We start from the raw sequence: 20,427 nt of genomic DNA, 5'->3' as shown, positions 1-20,427 counted from the left end.
GCCCTAGCGCTCGCCGAGCACGCGGTTCAGGCGCTCGATCAGCGCTTCGGGCACCGCCCGGTTGCAGTACAGGTGGCGGTACTGGCCGTCGGGCACGCCGGGCAGCGCGCTCAGCTGCAGTTGCGCGCCGAGGGGGCCCAGCTCGGCCAGCAGGGCGTCGGCCTCCTCCGGCGCGATGATCATCCACGCCGCGCGGCCGGCGAGCACCATGCGCGCCATCTGCGCGCTTTCAGCCGAGGTGCGCCGCACGTTCGCCGCGTGCTGGGTGATCAGGCCGTCGAGCAGCGGGCCGTACGAATACCCGTCCTTCACCAGCAGCGGCAGCGCGGCATCGTTGAGCAGGTCGGCCGGCGTGCGGCTCGCCGGCCAGCTGGCGTTGCGCCGGGTGAGCGCCACGTAGGGGCGGTCCTGGTACAGCGGCAGGCTGAAGCGGCCGAGCTGTTCGCGTTCGGGGTTGCGGAACCAGCCGATGCCGCATTCCATCGACGGGGTGCTCGCCTGGATCAGCACCAGCTGGCGCTGGCTGGGCGTCTTGACCCAGTGGAAGGGCAGTTGCGCGCGCTGGAAGGCACGCACCGTCGGCGCCACGAGCAGCCCCTGGACCTGGCCGTCGGCGGTGGTGTACGAGTAGGGCGGGCGCTCCTGGTAGTGCAGCGTGATCGCGCCGGGTGGGGCCGTTGGCGGCGTTGAGGCCGTTTGCGCCGTTTGCGCCGTTTGCGCCTGCACGGCCGCCCCGAGCAGCAGGCCCGCGGTGGCGACGCCGGTCCGCCCGAGGCTGCACAAAGAAGGGTCCTGCAACGTTCGCATTGTCTGGCGCGGTGGCCCGCGTAGGGGAAGCCCACCGAGTCGGCAACGATAGCATCGTGGTCCCCGCGGCGCGGCCGCGTCGATGTGGCGAAAGGCGCAGCCCGCGCAAAAAAAGGTCTCACCGCGCCGGGTCGCCGCCCGGCTCGGGCGTGGCCGCCAGCGCCGCCGCGGCGCCGGCCATCGCCAGGTGTCGGCGGTGGCGATCGCTCCAGTCCTGCAGGCTGCGGCCGCTGGCCTCCAGGCGTTCGCGCAGCGCGCGGCGCTCGCCATCGTCGGCCACGCTCTGCCACCAGCCCTGCGCCGAGGCCAGCGCGGCGCAGCCGAGGTCGTTCGGGTCGGCGCTCTCGGGCGTGCCCACCTCGACCAGCGCGTCGTGCTCGAGCTGCCAGGCCGACGGCCCGGCGGCGGTCAGCTGCGTCGAGCGGGCGATGGCCAGCGCCGTCGCCAGCTCGGCGAGGCTGCGGCCCTGGTCGCCGAGCACGCGGGCGAGCGCGCGGCAGCTGGCCTGGCGCGAGGGCTCGGTGGCCAGGGCGTCGACGCCGGCGGCGCAGTAGTCGCGCGCCTGGGCCGACGCCACCGGCGACAGGCGCCAGGTGTCGTGCAGGTTGATCGCGATGCTCGATGCCAGCGTGCGCTGCAGGACCGGCACCGGTGGCGCCAGCGCACGCACCACCAGCGCGGGCAGCTGCGCGAGGTGCACCTCGCTGCGCGTGGCCTGCGCGGCGCGTTCCATCGCATCGCGCTCGGCCGCTGCGTCGCCCCGTGCCGCGGCTTCGGCGGCCAGCTCCAGCCAGGGCGGCGCGTTGTCCGGCTCGAGCCGCGCCGCCTGGGCGCGGCCGAGCAGCCCGCAGGCGCTGCCGTCGCGGTCGGCGACCACGCCCTGGCAGGCGCGCAGCGCGAACGCGTAGACCACCGGATCGGGCAGGCCGGCGGCCAGCCAGGCGAGGCGCTCGATGCGCTGGCGGCCGCCCGGGCCGCGGCCGCGCAGGCCGATCAGCAGGCCGGCCGCCTGCACGCGCACGTCGGGGTCGGCGAGCAGCCGCTGCTCGGCGGCGTCGAGCGCGGCCGTGCGCTGCGCCGGCGGAATGCGCTGCAGCGGGAAGGGATCGTCTCCGGGCAGGTCGACGCGGCCCCAGCCGCAGACTTCGACGCCGGGCTGGTTCGTCGTGCGCGGCGTCGCAGGCGTGTGCTGCAGTGGCGGCGACATCGCCGCGGGGGAGACCGCCGTGGCCATGGCCGGGTCCATGGCCGGTCGCGGGCGTGGCGCCGGCGCGCCAGGCGGCGTGCGCGCATCGCGCAGCACCACGGCGCCGGGCGACGGCGGCGCGGCAGGGTGGCCGGCCCAGTACATCAGCACCGCCAGCGCCAGCATCGCCACCGCGCCCCAGCGCAGGCCCGACTCGCCGCGCCAGGGCGGCACGGGGGGCGGGGGTGGCGGGCGGCGGCGGCGCACTTCGACCTCGGCCCGCGCGACGGCGGCGCGGACGGCCCGCATCCTGCGCCGGCGCGCGCCGCTTGACCAGCGGGCGCGGCCTGATCCGCGGCGGCGGCGCGCCTTTTCAGTGGGCTATTCGTCGGCCGGATCCTGGGCCGGATCGCGGACCTGATCGTGGGCCGTGTCCCGGGCCTGAACGCGGGTCTGTTCGCCCGCCAGCACGCGCAGCAGCTGCCGCAGCGCTGGCTCGGCCTTGCCGCGGCGGCAGGTGAGCACGATGTCCTGCGCGTAGCTGAAGAGCGCCGGTTTCACCCGCCGCAGCCGCCGCAGCGGCGCGGACGCGGCGACGAAGTGATCGGGCAGGAAACCGGCATGGCGGCCGCTGGCCACCAGCAGCGCGACCCCTTCGATCGTATCGGCGCGCGTGGCGCCGGCCGGCGGGCGGTGGCGGTGCGGCAGGTCGGTGGAGTACGGATCGACGACGCAGCCCATCGCGTCCAGGTCGGCCGACGAGATCGTGCGGTCGTCCCGCGCGAACCACGGGTGGCCGGGCGCGACGTACAGGCTGTTCGGCTCGGCATACAGGCGCAGCTGCTGCAGCCCGGCGGCCGGCGGGTGCGCCGCCAGCACGCCGGCATCGAGCTCGCCGGTGAGGATGCGGCGCTCGATCTCGATCGGCCGCAGCGTCACCAGCTCGATCGCCAGGTCCGGCAGCGCATCGACGCAGTCCGACAGCGCGCTGCTCAGCGGGTTGCCGGGGGCGGTCAGCAGCGCATCGACGATGCCCATCCTGAGCCGCGCGCCGGGCGGGTGGGCGAGCCGCGCGACATCGTCCCGGAAGGCCTGCAGCGAGTCCAGCAGCTTCAGCGCGCTGCGGTGCAGCAGCTCGCCGGCGGGGGTCAGCACGAAGCCGCCGCGGCCGCGTTCGGCCAGCCGGGTGCCGATGCGCGCCTCGAGCTCCTTGAACTGCCGGCTGACGGTCGACAGGTCCGCCTGCAGCTCGGCGGTGGCCGCCGAGAGCCCGCCGGCGGCGACGACGACGCAGAACAGGCGCAGCTGGCGCAACTCGGCATCGCCGACCGGCGCGAACGCGCGCGCGGCGTCGCCCGCAAACAGGACCTGCGCCTCCAGTGAACTTGTTCGGCTCGTCATTCTTCGGCTCGCGGCATCGGGCTACCCTCGCCCGCATGTTGGCATTCTTGTCCTCCGCAAGCTTCCTGCGCGTGCCCGCCGTCGATGCACACGCCCCCGCGCCCGCCGTCCGGCCCTTCGGCCTCGCCGGCCTCGCCTGGGACGGCTCGACCACCAACCGCCCCGGCGCCCGCTTCGGCCCGCGCGCGATCCGCGACGCGAGCCACATGCTGTGCGACGGCATCCATCCGCTGTTCGACACCACGCCGGTCGAGGCGCTGGACGACCTGGGCGACCTCGCGCTGCCGAACACCGGCCTCGAGCCGATGCGCGCGGCGCTGGCGCTGCAGCTGCCGGCGCTGCTGGCCGCGCGCCACATGGTGTGGCTGGGCGGCGACCACTCGGTGACGCTGCCCATCCTGCGCGCGCTGAAGACGCAACTCGGCCGGCCGCTGGCGGTGATCCACTTCGACGCCCACTGCGACACCTGGACCGACCATTTCGGCGAGCCGAGCGGCCACGGCACCTGGGTCTACGAAGCGATGCAGGAAGGCCTGGTGCTGGATGCCTGCTTCACGCAGCTGGGCATCCGCTCGGCCGGCGAGCGCGCCGCGCGCGACTACGTGCGCGCGCGCGGCGGCCAGATCTTCACCGCGCGCGACCTGCGCGGGCTGGAAAGCCCGGCGCAGCTGCAGCCGGTGCTCGGGGCGATCCGCGAACGGCTGGCCGCGCACGGCAACCCGCCCGTCTACCTGAGCCTGGACATCGACTGCCTCGATCCGGCCTTCGCGCCCGGCACCGGCACGCCCGAGCCCGGCGGCTTGACCAGCGCGCAGGTGCTGACCGTGCTGGAAGAGCTGGCGGACCTGCCCTTCGTCGGCATGGACTGCGTCGAAGTCGCGCCGGCCTACGACCACGCGCAGCTGACCTCGTACGCCGCGGCGAGCTTCGTCTGGACCTACCTCTGCGGCCGGCTGGCGCAGCAGCGCGGTCAGCACGCCGGCCGGTCGAGCACGTAGCGGTACTCGTCGCTCGTGCGGCCCTTGAAGTGGTCGGCGTCCTTCGTGACGCCGGTGCGCACGAAGCCCAGGCGTTCCAGCAGCCGGATCGACGGCGCGTTCAGCGTGTCGCACTCGGCGATCACGCGCTGCACCGCGTAGCCGTGAAACAGCAGCGCCAGCACGCGGCTGCAGGCCTCGGTGGCGTAGCCGCGACCCTGGTGCGCGTGGCCGAGGTCGTAGGCGATCAGCGCGCGCTGGTCCGCCAGCACGGTGGCCTGTGCGGTGCCGATCAGCGGCTCGCCGGCCAGGTCCGTCGCGCGCAGCGCCCAGTTCAGCCAGCGCTGCGTGCCGTCGTCCGACGCACGGCGCTCGAGCCGGGCATAACGCCGTTCCAGCGCGGCCACGTCGGCCGGTGGGTCCTGTGGGATGAATGCGTACAGCCGTGCATCCGACAGCAGCGGGATCAACTCGGCCGCGTGGGCGACCCGGATCGGCTCCAGCCGCAGGCGCTCGGTGAACAGCAGGGCTTCGGGATCGGGGGCGGCGGTCTTGTCCATGTCCCGATCATCGCGCCGCGCGGCCGGGAATCAACCGGCCGCCATGAACGGCCCGGCCTCGGGCCAGGCGCGGTCGGTGATCGGCGGGGCTGCGGCTTCGGTCTCGCCCTGCGCGGCCCGCCAGGCCAGGAAGCGGCTGCAGCGCAACGTGTCCTCCAGCGTGTGGATGTGGGTGATGCGGCCCCAGCGCATGCGCATCTGCTGCATCACGACGTTGCGGTACGGCCCGCCGTCGGCATGCGGCACGCGGAACTCCAGCCGCACGTGGATGCGGGTGTTCCATGGCGGGCCGAGCACGTCGACTGCCTGCACCTCGAACTGCAGCCCTGGGAACAGGCGGTACAGGCGCTGCCACCACGCGGCCATCGTGTCGCGGCTGGAGCGCAGCCCGCCGATCGGCGAATCGCCCTCGAAGCGGTACTCGAAGTCCGGCGCCAGGCCAGCCAACATGGCCTCGAACTCGCCGCGGTTCAGCGCCGCGAAGATGGCGCGCAGCTTGCGTTCGACGATCAGCGCGTACATCATGTCCCCACAAGGCTTGCTTGAAGCAAGTCAATGTAGCGATAAAGCTTGCTTCAAGCAAGCCAACAACGACGACCCCGATGGAACGCCGCTCCTACGCCGATTTCGCCTGCTCGATCGCCCGCACGCTCGACCTCGTCGGCGAGTGGTGGACGCCGCTGATCGTGCGCGATCTCTTCCTCGGCATCGATCGCTTCGACGAGCTGCAGCGCGACCTCGGCCTCGCCAGCAACGTGCTGGCCGCGCGGCTGCGCAGGCTGGCCGATGCCGGCCTCGTCGAGCGCCAGCCGTTGCCCGACGACCGCCGCGCCGCGCGCTACGTGCTGACCGAGCGCGGCCGCGACCTCTGGCCGGTGCTGCTGTCGCTGATGGCCTGGGGCGACAAGTGGCTGGCCGGCGCGGCCGGCGCGCCGCTGCAGGTGGTGCATGCGCGCTGCGGCGCGGTGACCGCGGCGGTGCCGCACTGCTCGGTCTGCGGCGAGCCGCTGGCGCTGCACGCGCTCGAGTTCCGCGCCGGCCCCGGCGGGCGTCACGGCGAGGGCACGGCGGTGCTGGCCGAACGGTTCGCCGCGGCGGCTGCCGCGGCTGCGGGCGTGGCTGCGGCGGGCGATGCCGGGCCGCGGGTGACCGGCGACGACAGCACCGCCAGCCCGGCGCCATCCGGCCGGAAACGCGGCAGCTAGGGACGGCTCAAAGCCAGTCCTCGCCGACCAGCAGCGACAGCAACCCCAGCTTCAACTGCAGGCCGGCGGACGAGTCCGGCTCGTCGCGCAGCACGCGCAGGCCGCCATCGTCCTGCTGCGCGAGCCATTCGATGCGCTGCTCGTCGTCCAGGCGCAGCCGGTAGGCACCGGTCAGCACGTCGGGGCGCGACAGGCGCGCCAGCTCGCGGGCCAGCGCCGGGCTGTCGATGAGCAGGCCGACTTCGGTGTTCAGCCGGCGCGAGCGCGGGTCCAGGTTCAGCGAGCCGATCAGCACCTGGCGGCGGTCGATCACCGCGACCTTCGCATGCAGCCGCGCCAGCGAGCGGCCGAAGCTGCCGAGCGCGGTGGTGCGGGTGGTCAGGGTCGGGCTCAGCTCGCGCAGCTCGATGCCCAGGTCCAGCAGCGCCGGCCGGTAGCGCGCGTAGCCCGCATGCACCAGCGGCTCGTCGGTGGCGCCGAGCGAGTTGGTCAGCAGCTGCACCTTGACGCCGCGCGCGGTGGTCTCGCGCAGCAGCGCCAGGCCGTCGTCGCCGGGCACGAAGTAGGGCGAGACCAGGGCCACCGAGGTCTCGGCGTGGCGCAGCAGGTCCAGCGCCTGGTCGACCGCGCCGGCGGCGCAGTCGGCGGCGTCGCAGCGGGCCTTGTCCGGGGCGTCGGCCAGCACGCGCGCCGGCGCGAAGACCTGGTCCAGCCGGCCGGCGGCCAGCTCGATCGACACCGCGCGGCGGCCCAGCACGTCCTCGGGCGGCGCGGCGGGCGGCGCGTCGCTGCCGGCCAGCGCGTGATCGAGCTGCGCGCGCAGGGCCGCGCCGTCCTGGCCGCGTCCTTCGAGCGCCAGCACCGGCCACGCGCGTTCGCTGTTCCAGAAGCCGTCGAACACGCCGGCCAGATCGCCGACCACCGGGCCGCTGGCGAGCACGTCCATGTCGATGAAGTTGGACTGCGCGCTGCGCATGAAGTATTCGTCGCCCAGGTTGCGGCCGCCGGCCAGCGCCAGCGTGTTGTCGGCGATGAAGAGCTTGTTGTGCATGCGGTGGTTGATGCGCTCCAGCTCGTGCAGCGAGCCGAGCACCCGGCCGGCGAGCGAACCGGCGCGAACCGGCAGCGGGTTGTACAGCCGCACCTCGGCATTCGGCTGCGCCGCCAGGCCGGCCAGCAGCGGCAGCACCGGCGCGGCATGCAGGTCGTCGACCAGCAGCCGCACGCGCACGCCGCGTCGCGAGGCGTCGCGCAGCGCACCCAGCAGCTGGCGGCCGGAGACGTCGTCGGCGATCAGGTAGGCCTGCACGTCCAGCGTCGCTTCGGCGCGCTGGGCCAGCGCCAGCCGCGCATCGAGCGCCTGCGGGCCGCTGGGCAGCAGGCGGAAGCCCGACAGCGCCGCCGCTTCCGGCGGCGTGCTGGCGGCCACCGTGCGCTGCAGCGGCGTCGGCGCCGCGTGCTGCACGATCGACGAGGACGGCTGACGCACCACGTCGGCCGGCAGGCTCGCACAGCCGGCGGCGGCGAGCAGCAGGGCCAGCGGCACCAGCTTGTTCGCCAGGCGCGAGACGGTGTGGAGCAGGGCGTTCATGGTCTTTCGTCGAAGGGGGTTGTTCAGTGGTGTCCAGTGTCTCGATCGCGCCGCTTCGTCACATCGCCCGAACAGGCCAGCGGCCGGGTGCGGGACGGGCCATGCGGCATGGCCCGTTCGGCGTGGCGTGACTCTCGCCCGTGACCGATGTCGCGTCCCGCGGTGTTCGACGGCCTGCGCGCCGGCGTCGCGAAGCGTCGGTGGCGTGGCGCCGCCGGGCCGCCCCAAGGCGGCCGAGCCTTGCAGGCCGCGCCCGCTCGGGGGGGCAGGAGCGAAGCGACGTGGGGGTCCAAGTTGCCGAGCGGGTATCCTCGTCGCTGGTCCGGAGTCGTCTGATGTCTCGTTCGTTTCAATCGCCATCGCTCGCCGTGCTGCTCGCGGCCTGTGCCGCCTGCGCCGCCGTCACGCCGCTGATCGCCGAAGCGGCCAGCACCGCGTCGTCGGCCTCGTCCACCGCATCGACCTCGGTCGGCAGCGTGTCCGACTCCATCCAGGGGTCGAGCCGCGGCTCGTCGAAGGCCACCGGTGTCGCCGCGGGTCCTTACCGCGTGATCGAGGTGGCCGCGCTGCCCGATCGCCCCGGCACGCTGCACGTCGCGCTGCAGCCGCTGGACGACTCGAACGGTGCCGAAGCCTTCGCGCTGCTGCTGCCGCAGGCCGCGGCCGACGAGGCGCGCCTCGCGCAGGGCGACGTGGTGAACGCCCGCACCCGGCCCTACGGCACGGAGTTCGCGCGCCAGGACGACGGTCGTGCGTTCTTCCTGGTGCTGGCCGACCACTGGCACCGCGAGCTGCGGTCCAACGCGGTCGCGCTGTAGTCCCCATGCGCTCGTTGCGCGGGCTGGCGACCATGCTGTGCCTGGCGGGTGCCGCCACGCTGGCGCAGGCCGGCCTGCCGCGCACCTGCGCCGCGCCCGAGGCCTTCAGCGCCACCGAGCAGGACCGGCTGCTGCGCATCGCCGCGCTGGTCAAGGACGAGCTCGATGCCTCGGGTGCGCGCCTGGCGCTGGTCGCCCGCTCGGGGCTGAACCTCGCCCGCTTCGGCGTGCGCTACTCGCATGCCGGCATCAGCCTGAAGGCCAGCCGCAACGCGCCGTGGTCGGTGCGCCAGCTGTATTTCGCCTGCGACGAACAGCGGCCGTCGCTCTACGACCAGGGCCTGCCCGGCTTCCTGATGGGCATCGACGATGCACACGAGGGCTACCTGTCGCTGCTGCTGCTGCCCGACGCCGAAGCCGCCGCGCTGGAGCGCAGCGCGCTCGACGACCGGCGTGCGCTGGCCCTGCTGGCTGCCGACTACAGCGCCAACGCCTACCCGTTCAGCGCGCGCTACCAGAACTGCAACCAGTGGCTGGCCGAGCTGTGGGCCGCCACCTTCGGCGCGCTGCCGGAGGCCGCCGATGTGCCGGCGCGCCGCGTGCAGGCGCAGGCCTGGCTGCGCGGGCAGGGGTATGCGCCGCCGCCGATCGAGGTCGGCGCCTGGATGGCGCTGGCGCCCTTCGTGCCGTGGCTGCACCAGGACGACCATCCGCCCGAGGACCTCGAACGCCGCGTGATGCGCACCAGCCTCCCGTCGGCCATCGAAGCCTTCGTGCAGGCCACCGTGCCCGGCGCGCAGCGCCTCGAGGTCTGCCACGCCGGCGACCGCGTCGTGCTGCGGCGTGGCTGGTTGCCGATCGCCGACGGTTGCCGGCCGGCCGCCGGCGACCGCGTGGTGGCGCTCGATTGAACGCCCGTGCTGGAGCACGCCAGGTGCTGTACCGATACTCGACTTCCCCACCGGAAGCCATGCAAGGGGCGATCCCGATGCTGTTGCGAACCGCCACGCTGCTCACCGCGCTGTCGCTGACGCTCGCCGCCCCGGCCGCGCGGGCCTGGAGCAACCACGCGCTGTGCACCTGGCCCGCGCTGGCCGCGCTGCCCGAGGTGGCCGCGCTGCCGCCGGCGCCGGCCGAGTCGCTCGCGGCCTTCGTCAAGGCGGAAGCGCCGGCGCTGCAGCAGCTGCTGGAAGCCGAGGAGCAGTGGGCCCTGCGCAGCGTGCCGAACTACCCGGCGCGCCCGGCGGCGCTGGCCTTCCGCGCCGACCCCCAGGCCTCGGCCGACGAGCTGCTGAAGCGCTTCGTCGCCGCGCTGCGCATCAACCCGGGCTCGAAACTGTCGCTGTTCCAGCAGCTCCGGCCCGGCCAGGGCGCCGGCCGCGCGCTGTTGAGCCAGGCCGACGTGACGCCGCTGAAGACCCAGGAGTCGAGCAAGTCCGACGCCTTCGTCGCGCTGCGCGAGGGCGAGCCGGTGGCGGTGGTCGACATCCTGGCCACGGCCTCCGACGAGCCCGACTACGGCCTCGACATCGGCCTGTGGTCCGACAACGGCACCGCGCACGGCGCCGCCTACGGCTTCGGCAGGCAGCCCTTCGGCAACCCGGCGGTGGAGTTCGCCAGCCAGGCGCCGATGCACATGAGCTTCTTCCACGAGGCCTCGATCGTCTACAGGGCCGCGCCCTTCCTCGGCCGCACCTTTCCCGAGTACCGCGTGCACCTGTGGCGCTCGCTGGCGGTGCATGCGCTGAAGAGCGGCCATCCGTACTGGGGCTGGCGCTTCGCCGGCTGGGCGCTGCACTACCTGCAGGACCTGACGCAGCCCTACCACGCACGAGTGCTGCCCGGCGTCGGCACCGCGCGCCTGCTGGGCATCAATACGATCGACATGGTCGGCATCAGCGGGCCGAAGGCGCGCGCGATCACCTTCGTCAGCAACCGCCACCTCGCGCTCGAGAACTACCAGCTGCGCTGGCTGCGCGAGGCGCACCTGTCCGGCCGCGACGACAACGCCGCCTTCCGCGCGCTGCGCGACGCCTCGCTCGATGCCGGCGTGGTCTACAACGACGATTCGCCGCGCCAGGCCATCGCGAAGGCCGCGCACGCGGCGGCCGATGCCACCGACGAAGCGGTGGTCGACGCGCTGCCGCCCAAGTACACCAGCGAACCGGGCTACAACTTCGGCGTCACCGAAAGCGGCCTCGACCTGCGGGGTGAACTGGCGAAGGACGCGCCGCAGCAGACCCAGGCGATGGAAGCGGCGATCACGCCGCTGCTGAAGCAGTTCGGCCTGCATACGCGCAGCTTCGTGCGTTCGCTGCTGCCGACCCGCTGATGGCCGGGAGCTCGCGATGACCCGCTTCCAGGGCCGGCACGTCGCGACGATCGCGGCGAAGCCGTTCCCGCGGTGACCAAGGTCATCCCGCGGGCGCCGGCGACCTAACCCCGTTCGTGGACCTCGGCCGTGCAAGGGTGGACAAGCCACCCTTTCACGAGGTCCCCGAATGCCCGCTTCCCACACTCCCGCCCGCCGCACCCTGCTCGCGGCGATGGTCGCCACGACGATCGCCGGTGCTGCGCTGCTCGCCGCCGGCTGTGCCAGCGCCTCCGGCGTGCGGCCGCTGCCCTCTCCGCACCTGGCCGTGCTGGAGGTGTTCGACCGCGACAGCGGCCAGGTCCTGCCGGTCTACGAACAGGCCGGCCGCCGCTTCGTGCCGGGCCGCCCCGGCGCCCGCTACGCGCTGCGGCTGCGCAATGTCACCAGCCAGCGCGTGCTGGTGGTGCTGACGGTCGACGGCATCAACGTGGTCTCCGGCGAGACGGCCGACTGGAACCAGGTCGGCTACGTGCTGGACCCGCACCGCAGCTACGACATCAACGGCTGGCGCAAGAGCGGCACGCAGATCGCGGCCTTCGAGTTCGCGCCGATCGAGCAGTCCTACGCCGCGCGCACCGGCCGGCCGGACAACGTCGGCGTCATCGGCATGGCGGTGTTCCGCGAGCGCGTCTATGCGCCGCCGCCGCCGATCACCGCGCCGCCGGTGTCGCGCTCGGATTCGGGCCGCTTCGAACGCGAGAGCCGCGCCGCTGCCGAACCCGCCGCGCCGCCGGCGCCCGCCGGGGCGGCGCAGCCCGCCATGCCGTCCGCGCGCGATGCGCAGAAGAGCGCCGACGAATCCGTGGCGTCGGCCGGCTCGCGCCTGGGTACCGGCCACGGCCAGCGCGAATGGTCGGTGTCGCAGCGCACGCGCTTCGAACGTGCGTCGAGCACGCCCGAGCAGCTGAGCCAGCTGGAGTACGACAGCCACGAGCGCCTGGTCGCTGCCGGCATCATCCCGTCGCCGCTGGTCTACCACCAGCCCGGGCGGCCGCGGCCCTTCCCGTCGAACCCGGGCTACGTGCCCGACCCGCCGCCCTACCGTTGATGTGCCGCGCGGCCCGAGACACACTCGCGAATGATGTGCCCCAAGCTCACTCCGTTCGCGGCCCCCGAGGGGCGCTCAGTGCCCTTCGGGCGGCCGGGCGTGCACTGATGAAGTACGAGGTCCACCGCGTCGGTCACCGCCTGGAGGCGATCGGGGCGCACAGCGGGTACCGCATCCGCATGTCGACCATCGCCGACGACCGGCTCGAGACCTTTCCGATCAGCGTGCACATCCGCGGCTCGGAGAGCGAGCCCGAGGTCAAGGTCGACACGCCGCAGCACCACTTCCGCAGTGCCGATGACGCCTTCGAGCACGGCTACCGCTGCGCGACGATGTGGATCGACGCCTGGGCGCACCGGAAGGACTGATCAGGCTTCAGCTGCGCAAAGCCAGATACGCCCCCGTGATCGCCAGCGTCGCCAGCGTCACCGGGATGCCGATGCGCGCATGCGTGCGCCAGTCGATCGCCACGCCGCGCTGCGCGGCCGCGTCGACGACGATGATGTTCGCGATGCTGCCGACGATCAGCAGGTTGCCGGCCAGCGTGCTGACCAGCGCCAGCGTCGCGCCGGCCAGCGGATGCTCGGCGCCAGGCAGCAGCAGCATCACCGCCGGCACGTTGGACACCAGGTTCGACAGCACGAAGGTCGCCGCGAACAGCGGCCCCGGCTGCTGCAGGGGCACGCCGGCCGCCGCCATCGCCGCCATCGCCTGCGCCGGCAGCCCGGTCTTCTGCAGCGCATGGTTGACGACGAACAGGCCCATGAACAGCACCAGCAGCTCCCAGTCGATCAGCCCGAGCATCTGGCGCGAGTGCAGCTTGCGGCTCATCAGCAGCACGCCGGCACCGGTCAGCGCCACCACCTCGCGCGGCAGCGAGGTGAACAGGAAGCAGCCGACGATCACCACGGCCACGCCGAGGCCCTTGATCGTCTGCCAGCGATCCAGCGCATCCGCTTCCGGCGCGGCGTCGACGCTGACCACCGGCGGCGCGCCCAGCGCCCCGCGCGATGCGAAGCCGATCAGCGCCCAGGTGCAGAGCAATCCCAGCCCCACCGGCAGCGCCGCGTCGCGCAGGTAGCCGGCGAACGGCAGCTTCAGCGCTTCGCCGATCAGCATGTTCTGCGGGTTGCCGATCAGGGTGGCCGCCGAGCCGATGTTGGCCGCGCAGGCCAGTGCCAGCAGGAAGGGCAGCGGGTTCAGCCCGCGGCGGCGGCAGGCGTCGATCAGCACCGGCGCGACGGCGAGGCAGACGATGTCGTTGCTGAACACCGCCGACAGCGCCGCGACCACGCCGATCAGCGCACCCAGCAGCAGCGGCGGGCTCAGCGGCAGCTCGCCGAGGCGGCGCGTCACCCGGTCGTAGAAGCCGCCCAGGCGCATCTGCGCCGAGACCACCATGAAGGCGAACAGCAGGATCACCGTCGGCAGGTGGATCGCGCGCGCGGCCTCCTCCAGGCTCAAAGCGTCGATGCCGATCAGCGCGATCGCGCCGAGCAGCGCGATGCCGGTGCGGTCGAGCTGCAGGAACGGCAGCCCGCCGAGGATCATGCCGAGGTAGACGATCGCGAAGATCGCGACGATGGCCTCGGTCACGACTTGCGCAGGTCCGACAGCAGCACGCTGAAGTCCATGCCGCCGCGCGCGCGCCGGCGTTCGCCCATCGCGTCGAGCAGTGCATCGAGCTCCGCGTCGGCGCTGCCCTCGGCCACGGCCGCCGCGGCCGGCGCGGCGGTGTTCAGCACCGCGTCGCCACCCCAGGGGCCGGCCAGCGCGCCGCCGGCCAGCGACTGGAAGCCGGCCAGGCGCACCTCCGGCTGGCCCTTGTGTGCCAGCAGCGGCACGACGCCGATGCCCTGCAGCGCGGCGACGTGGCGCTCGGTCAGCAGCCGCTCGGTGCAGGGCACCGCGGTGGCCTCGCCGTCGGCGTCGTAGTGATAGAAGTAGGGCAGGTCGTCGAGCCCGTACTGCGCCAGCGGCGGCTGCTGCGCGCCGTGCTCGGCGACATGCTGCGCCAGCAGCACCGCGGCGGCCAGCGACGGCGGGCCCCACAGCAGCTGGTCGAGGCCGGCGGCCGGGTCGAATTCCTCGAAGTTGAAGCGCGAGACCGGATCGGAGCGCTTGCCGTAGGGCGCGCGCAGCAGCAGCCGCGGCGTGATCAGCGACAGGAAGCGCGCCGCCGGCAGCGCACGCAGCAGGCCGACGGCTTCGGTGATGCGCGGATGAACCGGGCCGGCCTCGACATCGTCGATGCAGCCGCGGCCCACGCCGGCGAAGAACGGCGCGCGCGCCGCGGCGGCGATCTGCGCGACGCGGCCCAGCAGCTCGGCCTGCGGCGGCGTCAGCTCGAATCCATAACAGCCGATCAGCGTGGAGAGCGCGCCCTGGTGCGCATCGAGCGACGGCTGCTCGACCAGCAGCTTGTACAGCGCCGTGTCCTGCAGCTGGTCGGTGCTGGACAGGTCGGCGGCGAGCTCCTCGGCGCTGAGGTCGTAGGCGACGAGCTGCACCGCCTCGTCGGTCTCGATGCGCCGCGCCGCGAAGTCCAGCGTGCGCCACGCGGCCTCCAGGCACTGGAAGTCGGGGTGGTGCAGCACGCGTCGCATCGCCTGCGACAGCGCGCGGTCGACCGCCGCGGTCAGCGCCGGCGCATCGGGCGACGCGGCCTGCTTCAGGTGCGGCGCGACGATGCGCTTGAGCATCTCGTCCAGCGGCCCGGGGGCCGGCGCCGGGGCCGAGGCGCGGCCGAGCAGGCGCGAGAAGTCGCCGAAGGTCGCGTCGACCGCCAGCGCATCGCCGCGCGCGGGCTGGTTCACCTCGGCCGCGGCGGCGGCGGCCAGCTCGGCGGCGGCCACGTCGTCCCACTGGCGCACCTCGGCCGCCGCGGCGGCGAAGGTCGATGGCTGCGCCAGCCGCTGGCGCAGGCTCACGAGGCGGCTGAAGATCGGCAGGCTGTCGTACAGCGCATCCGGGTGGAGGTCGTCGAGCGAGCGCGGCTTCAGCTCCACCACGTCGCCGACGCTGTCCATCGGCAGCCGCAGCACGGCACCGAAGCCGGCGAGCAGGCGGTCGAGCGTATCGACGTCGAGCTTCAGCGGCCTGGCCTGCGCCAGCGCCGCGCCGCGCCGCAGCTCGCCGCGGTGCGCGCGGCCGGAGAAATCGCCCAGCAAGGCGATGCGGAAGCGCCCGCCGCCGCGCCGCTGCGGCGCCGCACCGCTGGCCGAGAAGCGGCCGAAGTTGAAGCTGTGGCTCATCGCAAAGACTCCCCTCGTCGGATCGTGTGATCCTAGCCCTGGCGACGCGGTACAAACCACCCCATGCTGGAAGTCCTCTTCGAGATCTTCGGCGAGCTGCTGCTGCAGGTGATCTTCGAATCGCTCGCACAGGCCGGCGTGCACGCGGTGCGCAACCCGGACAAGCTGCCGAAGGCGCACAGCCTGTGGCTGATCATCCCCGGCTACATCCTGTTCGGCCTGATCGCCGGCGGCATCAGCCTGTGGCTGTTTCCCGACTACCTGATCCGCGGCAAGGCAGCGCAGATCGGCTACCTCGTGCTCGGCCCGGTGGCCGCCGGCGCCGCGGTGGCCGCGATCGGCTACTGGCGCAGCCAGCGCGGCGTGCCCCGCTACGGCATCGATCGCTTCGCCTGCGGTTATGTCTTCGCGCTCAGCTTCGCGCTGCTGCGCTTCGTGGTGGCGGAGTGAGGTGCCGGATCAAGCGCCCAATCAAGTGCCGAATGAAGGAGATGGCAACATGAACCTGATCGACCTGACGGGCCGCCGTGTGCTGATCACGCAGAGCAGCGATTTCATGGGCCCGGCCCTCGGCCGCGTATTCGCTGCGCTCGGCGCGACGGTGATCGCCGACCAGCGCCCGCTCGACGATCCGTCGGCGGCGCAGGCGGCGGTGGCCGCGGCCGGCGACATCGACGTGCTGATCGCCCACCTCGCGTGGCCCGCGCCGACGACGCCGGTGGCAGAAGTGACCGACGACGAATGGCGCCTGGCCTTCGCGCACCTCGTCGACCCGCTGCCGCGGCTGGCGCGCGCGGTGCTGCCGCAGATGCGCGCGAGGAAAGCCGGCCGCATCGTCGTGATCGGCAGCGCCGCGCCGCTGCGCGGCATGAAGCGCACCTCGACCTACAGCGCCGCGCGCGGCGCGCAGCTGGCCTGGGTGCGCGCGGCCGGCACCGAGCTGGCGCGCGAGGGCATCAACTGCAATGCCATCGCGCAGAACTTCGTCGACAACCCGATGTACTTCCCGCCCGAGGTCCAGGCCAACCCGGCGTTCCAGGAACGCCTGAAGCGCGAGGTCCCGCTGGGCCGGCTGGTCAGCGGCGACGAGGACGCGCTGTTCGCCGCCTACCTCGCAAGTGACGCGGCCGCGTGTTTCGTCGGGCAGGTGTTTCCGGTGTGCGGCGGCTGGGTGGCCTGAAGGAGCAGGGCGATGGCAAGCAGCGACGATCTCCAGTGCTGGCTCGTCCGCGTGCGCGGCCGCGTGCAGGGCGTGGGCTATCGCGAGGCCTGCGTGCGCCATGCGCGCTCGCTCGGCATCACCGGCTGGGTGCGCAACCGCATGGACGACTCGGTCGAGGCGACCTTGCAGGGGCCGCGCGCGCAGCTGCAGGCGATGTGCGACTGGATGCGCGAGGACATGCCGGCGGCGCTGGTCGATGACCAGCAGGTGACCGTGGTCGAGCCGCCGTTTCCGCGCTTCGATGACTTCGAGCGCTGGCCGACGCTGTAGGCATCGCGTGTTGTTGCTTGCGAAGAGCGGAGCGACAAAGGCGCGGGCGGGCAGGCGGCGTCGCGCGATTCCGGCGGTCGGCCCCTGGGGGGCCGACTCCCCGGCCTGCGACGGTCCGGAGGGCGCGCCGTCCATTTAGCTCCGCGCTGGCGCGCTGCGCACAGCGCCGGCGAGTCAGTTGTTGAAGCGCGCTTCGCGCGCCGCCCTCCGAACCGCCGCAGGCCGGCGCCTCCAACGCGCGACGCCGCCTGCCCGCCCACGCCTTTGCGAGACACGGTGGCGTGCGGCCGCATGCACCGACATCCCACCAGAGGGCGGCTCGGGGCGCGGGCCCGGCGGGTCGTCGCAGGCGCCGAGGACCGCAGGGCGAGGGGGCAGCGTTCTGACTCGCCGGCGCTGTGCGCAGCGCGAAGCGCGGAGATGACGGCGGCCTCCTCGACCGAGGACCGCAGGGGAGTCGGCCCCCCAGGGTCGACCGCCGGAGCCGTCCCGCCGGGCCCGCGCCCCGAGTCGCCCGACCGCTCCGTCTTCGCAAGCCCGCAAGCCCGCAAACGTCACGGGACACATTTGAAACGGATCAAGCCCCCCGGGAAGCTTCGCTGATACAGCCCCGCCGCAGACTGGTGCCGCCCCGTCCCCGACGTACGCACCAAGATGCCCGCGCTCCATCTCGTCGACCCCTGTGCGGCGTTGCGCGAGCACGTGCTGTGCTACGTCGTGCGCGATGAAGCGGCGGCGAAGCAGACACCGCCCGAGGCGCAGTTCCCCGCGCACACGATCAGCGTGCTCGCGCTGCTGCACGAGGGCCGCATCGAAGCCCCCGACCACGGCCGTGACTTCGCCGAGTGCACGCTGCTCGGCCTGCAGCCGAAACCCTACCGACTGAAATACGTGTCCCTGCCGCAGAGCACCAGCGTGCTGCTGCGCGCCGGGCGGGCCGGCGAGCTGCTGGGCCTGCCGCCCGCAGACATGGCCGGCTGCGTGCTCGACGCCCGCGCCGCGATCCCGTCGCTGGCGCTGCAGGTGCTGATGCACCGCGCCCGCCACGCGAGAAGCGTGCAGGAGCGTGTCGGGGCGCTCGAAGCCTATCTGCTCAATCGGCTGGATCGCCGCACCGCGCTGCCCGCGTGGGCCGACGCGCTGCTCGCGCTCGGCCCCGAGATCGCGCGCCGGCCGGTGGCCGAGCTCGGAGAGCGTTTGCAGCTCAGCACGCGGCAGCTGCAGCGCTGCTTCGGCGAATTGTTCGGCGTGCCGCCGAAGACGTACCAGCGCATCGCCCGCGCGCAGACCGCGCTCAGGGGCCTGCACGCGCCGGGCGGCACGCCGCTGCCGGAGCTGGCCGAAGCCTGCGGCTTTTCGGATCACGCGCATCTGTCGCGCGAATTGCGCGATGCCGCGGGCCATGCGCCCGCGGCACTGCGGCGCGCCTTCGAGCGCCAATGGCCGGCGCTCGCGCCGCTGGCCGCGCTGCTCGCCGCCAATCTGTGACCTGCGTCACCGGCCGCGGTTTGCATTGTTTCATCGCGGCTTCAATCGCACCGTTTGAAGAAATCGGACCGGGCTTTTCTCCCTCGGCACCTACAACTGCGAGGCGGCAACGTCGTCGCGTTCAACCCCGAAAGAGAAAGCACCATGAAGTTCGACACCCTGAAGAACCTGGCCAAGACCAAGGCGCCCACGATCCGTCCGCCGAAGTCGATCTGATCGTGACCTGAAGGCGCCGGCCGCCGTCATCGCGGTTGCGGCCGGCGCCTTCCCTCCCTTCGGAATACCGCCACCGGCATTCCGCCATTCCCTTCATTCGACCCTTTCGAGCCAATCCATGGACGTTCGCATCACGAACCTGTTTGTCGACGAATCCGCGTCATTCGTCTATGCCGCGGACGATCGTGGATTGGTCCGAAAGCTGAGCCTCGGGCTCGAATTGCTGCAGACCTCGCCGGCCCTGAAGCACGGCGCCTGCATCAGCGCGATCGCTGTCGGCGACGGGCGCGTCTTCACCCGCGACATCCTCGGCAACCTGATGCAATGGGATGCCGCGACGCTGCAGCCGCGCGGCATGGTGTCCACCGGCCAGTACACGCTGGAATTCGCCGGCGAGACCGCCGCGCCCAACCCGTCGCAGGCGATGGCGTTCGACGGCGAGCGCATCTGGTGCGCCAACCCCTTCGGCGAACTGCAGGCCTGGCGCGTCGGCACGCTGGCCTTCGAGCGCTCCCTGTGCCCGGAAGACAACGTGATGCTGGACTCGGCCTGCTTCGACCGCAACGGCCGCATCTACGCGGCCGACACGATCGGCGGCATCTGGCAGGCCGGCAGCGAGGACCAGCGGCTGCAGGTGCTGCACGCCGCCGAGACGCCGCTGGGCACCAGCCATTCGCTGGTGCACGACGCGCGCTGGGACCGCCTGTGGTGCAGCACCGACAACCATGGCGGTGTGCTGATCGTCGGCCTCGACGGCGCAGTGCAGCACCGCTTCCAGTTCACCCGCGACGACGTCGAGCAGATCGCCTTCAGCGGCTGCGGCGGCACCGCCTACATCGCCTGCTTCGACCACTACATCTACCGCGTCGACAACCGCGAGGCGACGCCGCGTCTGGCCGGCCGTTTCGGCCCGTTCAAGTTCCAGGTCAACCACGTGCGCGTAGGCCCTGAGCGCACGCTGTACGCGACGCTCGAATCGGGCGAGCTCTACGCCCTCGATGCCGACACCGGCGCGATCAAGGCGCAGGCCTTCGGCACCGACGCGGTGTGGGGCATCGACCCGATGGCCGGGCAGGGCTTCTGCGCCGGCCTGGAGTCCGGCTCGCTGCTGTCGATCGGCGTGCAGCCGGGCCAGCGCGGCGACGTCGCGCTGGCGCTGCACAAGAGTCCGGACCTCGGCTTCGGCCGCGTGCGCCGCGTGCTGACGATGAACGACGGCGCGCTGGTCGGCATCAGCACCTCGGGGGCGGTCTTCCGCAGCGATCGTGATGGCCGCGTCGAATGGACGCAAGCGATCGGCGGCATCCTGCGCGACATCGTGGTCGGCCCCGACGGCGACAGCGTGATCGTCGCCAGCGAGGACGGCCACCTGAGCGAGATCGACCTGCGCCGCGGCGCGCTGCTGCGCCGCCTGGGCTGCGAGCGCCCGGTGTGGTGCCTGGCGCTGGACGCCGACGGCACGCGCCTGGTGATCGGCGAACGTTCGCTCGGCGGCTTGGGCGCGGTGCGCGTGCTCGATGCCGACAGCTGGGCGGAGCTCGGGCGCCTCGAGCTGGAGGGCAATCCGAAGCGGCTGCGCGCGCTGTCGCCCGGCCGCATGCTGATGGTCGGCAACGGCGCCTTCGGCGCGCGCCTGCTCGATACGCGCAGCGTGCAATGGGGCACGCAGTACCGCGAGTGGGTGATGAACACCGTCGAGAACGGCATCACCTTCGGCAGCCGCACCTACCTCGTTACCTACGGCCAGCAGCTGCTGTCCTTCGACACCGAGAGCGCCGAGCTGAAGAGCGTGCAGTTCAGCCCCGATTCGTTCCCGAAGGGCCTCGCGGTGCTGCCCGGCGATGCCCCCGACGAGGCCTTCCTGCTGATGGGCGGCCGCGAGTTCCTGTCGGTCTACCGCATCGGCGACGCCATCGATCCGGCGCTGCTGAAGACGGTCTACCTGGCGCGCGACGCGCAAGGCGCCCTGTGAACGCGGACACCGCATCGGCGCATCGCGGCGCGGCAGGC

Annotated in this window: 21 protein-coding genes; 13 read left to right on the top strand and 8 right to left on the bottom strand. The window is 73.0% G+C overall.

Translation table 11 applies throughout. From position 1 onward, the window contains the following. Positions 1-3: 3 nt before the first annotated feature. The 3 genes from P1K89_RS06195 to P1K89_RS06185 all read right to left on the bottom strand — a co-directional run bounded on the left by P1K89_RS06195 (position 4) and on the right by P1K89_RS06185 (position 3,394). Positions 4-798 (bottom strand): substrate-binding periplasmic protein, encoded by a 795-nt coding sequence (locus P1K89_RS06195; protein WP_284615508.1) that lies wholly within the window; start codon positions 796-798, stop codon positions 4-6. 127 nt (positions 799-925) lie between these two features. Then, positions 926-2,227 (bottom strand): hypothetical protein, encoded by a 1,302-nt coding sequence (locus tag P1K89_RS06190; RefSeq protein ID WP_284615507.1) that lies wholly within the window; start codon positions 2,225-2,227, stop codon positions 926-928. 147 nt (positions 2,228-2,374) lie between these two features. Further along, positions 2,375-3,394 (bottom strand): LysR family transcriptional regulator, encoded by a 1,020-nt coding sequence (locus tag P1K89_RS06185; RefSeq protein WP_284615506.1) that lies wholly within the window; start codon positions 3,392-3,394, stop codon positions 2,375-2,377. 35 nt (positions 3,395-3,429) lie between these two features. Between P1K89_RS06185 and speB the strand changes: the two genes are divergently transcribed. Then, complete coding sequence (gene speB / locus P1K89_RS06180; protein WP_284615505.1) at positions 3,430-4,392, top strand: agmatinase; 963 nt, start codon at positions 3,430-3,432, stop codon at positions 4,390-4,392. Here speB and P1K89_RS06175 read toward each other — a convergent pair. Continuing rightward, complete coding sequence (locus P1K89_RS06175) at positions 4,365-4,931, bottom strand: GNAT family N-acetyltransferase (RefSeq protein ID WP_284615504.1); 567 nt, start codon at positions 4,929-4,931, stop codon at positions 4,365-4,367. The genes speB and P1K89_RS06175 overlap by 28 nt on opposite strands. Positions 4,932-4,961: 30 nt before the next feature. Then, positions 4,962-5,456, bottom strand: coding sequence for a nuclear transport factor 2 family protein (locus tag P1K89_RS06170; RefSeq protein WP_284615503.1), 495 nt, complete (start codon positions 5,454-5,456; stop codon positions 4,962-4,964). A 77-nt stretch (positions 5,457-5,533) separates the two neighbouring features. Between P1K89_RS06170 and P1K89_RS06165 the strand changes: the two genes are divergently transcribed. Next, a complete protein-coding gene (locus P1K89_RS06165; protein WP_284615502.1) occupies positions 5,534-6,136 on the top strand; it encodes a winged helix-turn-helix transcriptional regulator in 603 nt (200 codons plus the stop codon). Between the two features lie 7 nt (positions 6,137-6,143). On the opposite strand, the gene P1K89_RS06160 is transcribed toward P1K89_RS06165, so the two are convergent. Further along, positions 6,144-7,727, bottom strand: a complete 1,584-nt coding sequence (locus P1K89_RS06160) for a phospholipase D-like domain-containing protein (RefSeq protein ID WP_284615501.1) — start codon at positions 7,725-7,727, stop codon at positions 6,144-6,146. A gap of 335 nt (positions 7,728-8,062) precedes the next feature. On the opposite strand from P1K89_RS06160, the gene P1K89_RS06155 reads away from it, so the two are divergent. The 5 genes from P1K89_RS06155 to P1K89_RS06135 all read left to right on the top strand — a co-directional run bounded on the left by P1K89_RS06155 (position 8,063) and on the right by P1K89_RS06135 (position 12,335). Continuing rightward, positions 8,063-8,545, top strand: a complete 483-nt coding sequence (locus P1K89_RS06155; RefSeq protein ID WP_284615500.1) for a hypothetical protein — start codon at positions 8,063-8,065, stop codon at positions 8,543-8,545. A 5-nt stretch (positions 8,546-8,550) separates the two neighbouring features. Continuing rightward, positions 8,551-9,456 (top strand): DUF2145 domain-containing protein, encoded by a 906-nt coding sequence (locus P1K89_RS06150; RefSeq protein ID WP_284615499.1) that lies wholly within the window; start codon positions 8,551-8,553, stop codon positions 9,454-9,456. 77 nt (positions 9,457-9,533) lie between these two features. After that, complete coding sequence (locus P1K89_RS06145) at positions 9,534-10,877, top strand: hypothetical protein (protein ID WP_284615498.1); 1,344 nt, start codon at positions 9,534-9,536, stop codon at positions 10,875-10,877. A 169-nt stretch (positions 10,878-11,046) separates the two neighbouring features. Further along, on the top strand, positions 11,047-11,967 hold the full coding sequence (locus P1K89_RS06140; protein ID WP_284615497.1) for a hypothetical protein: 921 nt from the start codon (positions 11,047-11,049) through the stop codon (positions 11,965-11,967). A gap of 107 nt (positions 11,968-12,074) precedes the next feature. Further along, positions 12,075-12,335: a hypothetical protein gene (locus P1K89_RS06135; protein WP_284615496.1), complete on the top strand. Its 261-nt coding sequence runs from the start codon at positions 12,075-12,077 to the stop codon at positions 12,333-12,335. Between the two features lie 7 nt (positions 12,336-12,342). Here P1K89_RS06135 and P1K89_RS06130 read toward each other — a convergent pair whose 3' ends face one another. After that, positions 12,343-13,563, bottom strand: coding sequence for an anion transporter (locus P1K89_RS06130; RefSeq protein ID WP_284615495.1), 1,221 nt, complete (start codon positions 13,561-13,563; stop codon positions 12,343-12,345). Further along, complete coding sequence (locus P1K89_RS06125) at positions 13,560-15,221, bottom strand: type VI secretion system contractile sheath domain-containing protein (RefSeq protein ID WP_284615494.1); 1,662 nt, start codon at positions 15,219-15,221, stop codon at positions 13,560-13,562. The genes P1K89_RS06130 and P1K89_RS06125 overlap by 4 nt, the downstream gene beginning before the upstream one ends. Before the next feature lie 63 nt (positions 15,222-15,284). Between P1K89_RS06125 and P1K89_RS06120 the strand changes: the two genes are divergently transcribed. From P1K89_RS06120 to P1K89_RS06095, 6 genes are all read left to right on the top strand, one after another. Further along, positions 15,285-15,671: a hypothetical protein gene (locus P1K89_RS06120; protein WP_284615493.1), complete on the top strand. Its 387-nt coding sequence runs from the start codon at positions 15,285-15,287 to the stop codon at positions 15,669-15,671. A 49-nt stretch (positions 15,672-15,720) separates the two neighbouring features. Beyond that, a complete protein-coding gene (locus P1K89_RS06115) occupies positions 15,721-16,401 on the top strand; it encodes an SDR family oxidoreductase (RefSeq protein WP_284615492.1) in 681 nt (226 codons plus the stop codon). A 12-nt stretch (positions 16,402-16,413) separates the two neighbouring features. Continuing rightward, positions 16,414-16,713 (top strand): acylphosphatase, encoded by a 300-nt coding sequence (locus P1K89_RS06110; RefSeq protein WP_284615491.1) that lies wholly within the window; start codon positions 16,414-16,416, stop codon positions 16,711-16,713. A gap of 654 nt (positions 16,714-17,367) precedes the next feature. After that, positions 17,368-18,201, top strand: coding sequence for a helix-turn-helix domain-containing protein (locus tag P1K89_RS06105; RefSeq protein ID WP_284615490.1), 834 nt, complete (start codon positions 17,368-17,370; stop codon positions 18,199-18,201). 54 nt (positions 18,202-18,255) lie between these two features. Continuing rightward, positions 18,256-18,417 (top strand): hypothetical protein, encoded by a 162-nt coding sequence (locus P1K89_RS06100; RefSeq protein ID WP_284615489.1) that lies wholly within the window; start codon positions 18,256-18,258, stop codon positions 18,415-18,417. 118 nt (positions 18,418-18,535) lie between these two features. Next, positions 18,536-20,389: a PQQ-binding-like beta-propeller repeat protein gene (locus P1K89_RS06095; protein ID WP_284615488.1), complete on the top strand. Its 1,854-nt coding sequence runs from the start codon at positions 18,536-18,538 to the stop codon at positions 20,387-20,389. The last annotated feature ends 38 nt before the right edge of the window (positions 20,390-20,427 follow it).

This window comes from Aquabacterium humicola (genome assembly GCF_030167915.1).
Taxonomy (GTDB): Bacteria; Pseudomonadota; Gammaproteobacteria; order Burkholderiales; family Burkholderiaceae_C; genus Pseudaquabacterium; species Pseudaquabacterium humicola.
Note: the sequence above shows the minus strand (reverse complement) of the source record. Positions and strands in the feature narration are given on the sequence as shown.

Bases quoted from the DNA above. Each gene is read 5' to 3' on its own strand.
- P1K89_RS06175 (WP_284615504.1), bottom strand. From the start codon at position 4,931: ATGGACAAGACCGCCGCCCCCGATCCCGAAGCCCTGCTGTTCACCGAG.
- P1K89_RS06115 (WP_284615492.1), top strand. From the start codon at position 15,721: ATGAACCTGATCGACCTGACGGGCCGCCGTGTGCTGATCACGCAGAGC.
- P1K89_RS06165 (WP_284615502.1), top strand. From the start codon at position 5,534: ATGGAACGCCGCTCCTACGCCGATTTCGCCTGCTCGATCGCCCGCACG.
- P1K89_RS06145 (WP_284615498.1), top strand. From the start codon at position 9,534: ATGCTGTTGCGAACCGCCACGCTGCTCACCGCGCTGTCGCTGACGCTC.
- P1K89_RS06185 (WP_284615506.1), bottom strand. From the start codon at position 3,394: ATGACGAGCCGAACAAGTTCACTGGAGGCGCAGGTCCTGTTTGCGGGC.
- P1K89_RS06150 (WP_284615499.1), top strand. From the start codon at position 8,551: ATGCGCTCGTTGCGCGGGCTGGCGACCATGCTGTGCCTGGCGGGTGCC.
- P1K89_RS06095 (WP_284615488.1), top strand. From the start codon at position 18,536: ATGGACGTTCGCATCACGAACCTGTTTGTCGACGAATCCGCGTCATTC.
- P1K89_RS06170 (WP_284615503.1), bottom strand. From the start codon at position 5,456: ATGATGTACGCGCTGATCGTCGAACGCAAGCTGCGCGCCATCTTCGCG.
- speB (WP_284615505.1), top strand. From the start codon at position 3,430: ATGTTGGCATTCTTGTCCTCCGCAAGCTTCCTGCGCGTGCCCGCCGTC.
- P1K89_RS06120 (WP_284615493.1), top strand. From the start codon at position 15,285: ATGCTGGAAGTCCTCTTCGAGATCTTCGGCGAGCTGCTGCTGCAGGTG.
- P1K89_RS06135 (WP_284615496.1), top strand. From the start codon at position 12,075: ATGAAGTACGAGGTCCACCGCGTCGGTCACCGCCTGGAGGCGATCGGG.
- P1K89_RS06140 (WP_284615497.1), top strand. From the start codon at position 11,047: ATGCCCGCTTCCCACACTCCCGCCCGCCGCACCCTGCTCGCGGCGATG.
- P1K89_RS06110 (WP_284615491.1), top strand. From the start codon at position 16,414: ATGGCAAGCAGCGACGATCTCCAGTGCTGGCTCGTCCGCGTGCGCGGC.
- P1K89_RS06125 (WP_284615494.1), bottom strand. From the start codon at position 15,221: ATGAGCCACAGCTTCAACTTCGGCCGCTTCTCGGCCAGCGGTGCGGCG.
- P1K89_RS06160 (WP_284615501.1), bottom strand. From the start codon at position 7,727: ATGAACGCCCTGCTCCACACCGTCTCGCGCCTGGCGAACAAGCTGGTG.
- P1K89_RS06155 (WP_284615500.1), top strand. From the start codon at position 8,063: ATGTCTCGTTCGTTTCAATCGCCATCGCTCGCCGTGCTGCTCGCGGCC.
- P1K89_RS06105 (WP_284615490.1), top strand. From the start codon at position 17,368: ATGCCCGCGCTCCATCTCGTCGACCCCTGTGCGGCGTTGCGCGAGCAC.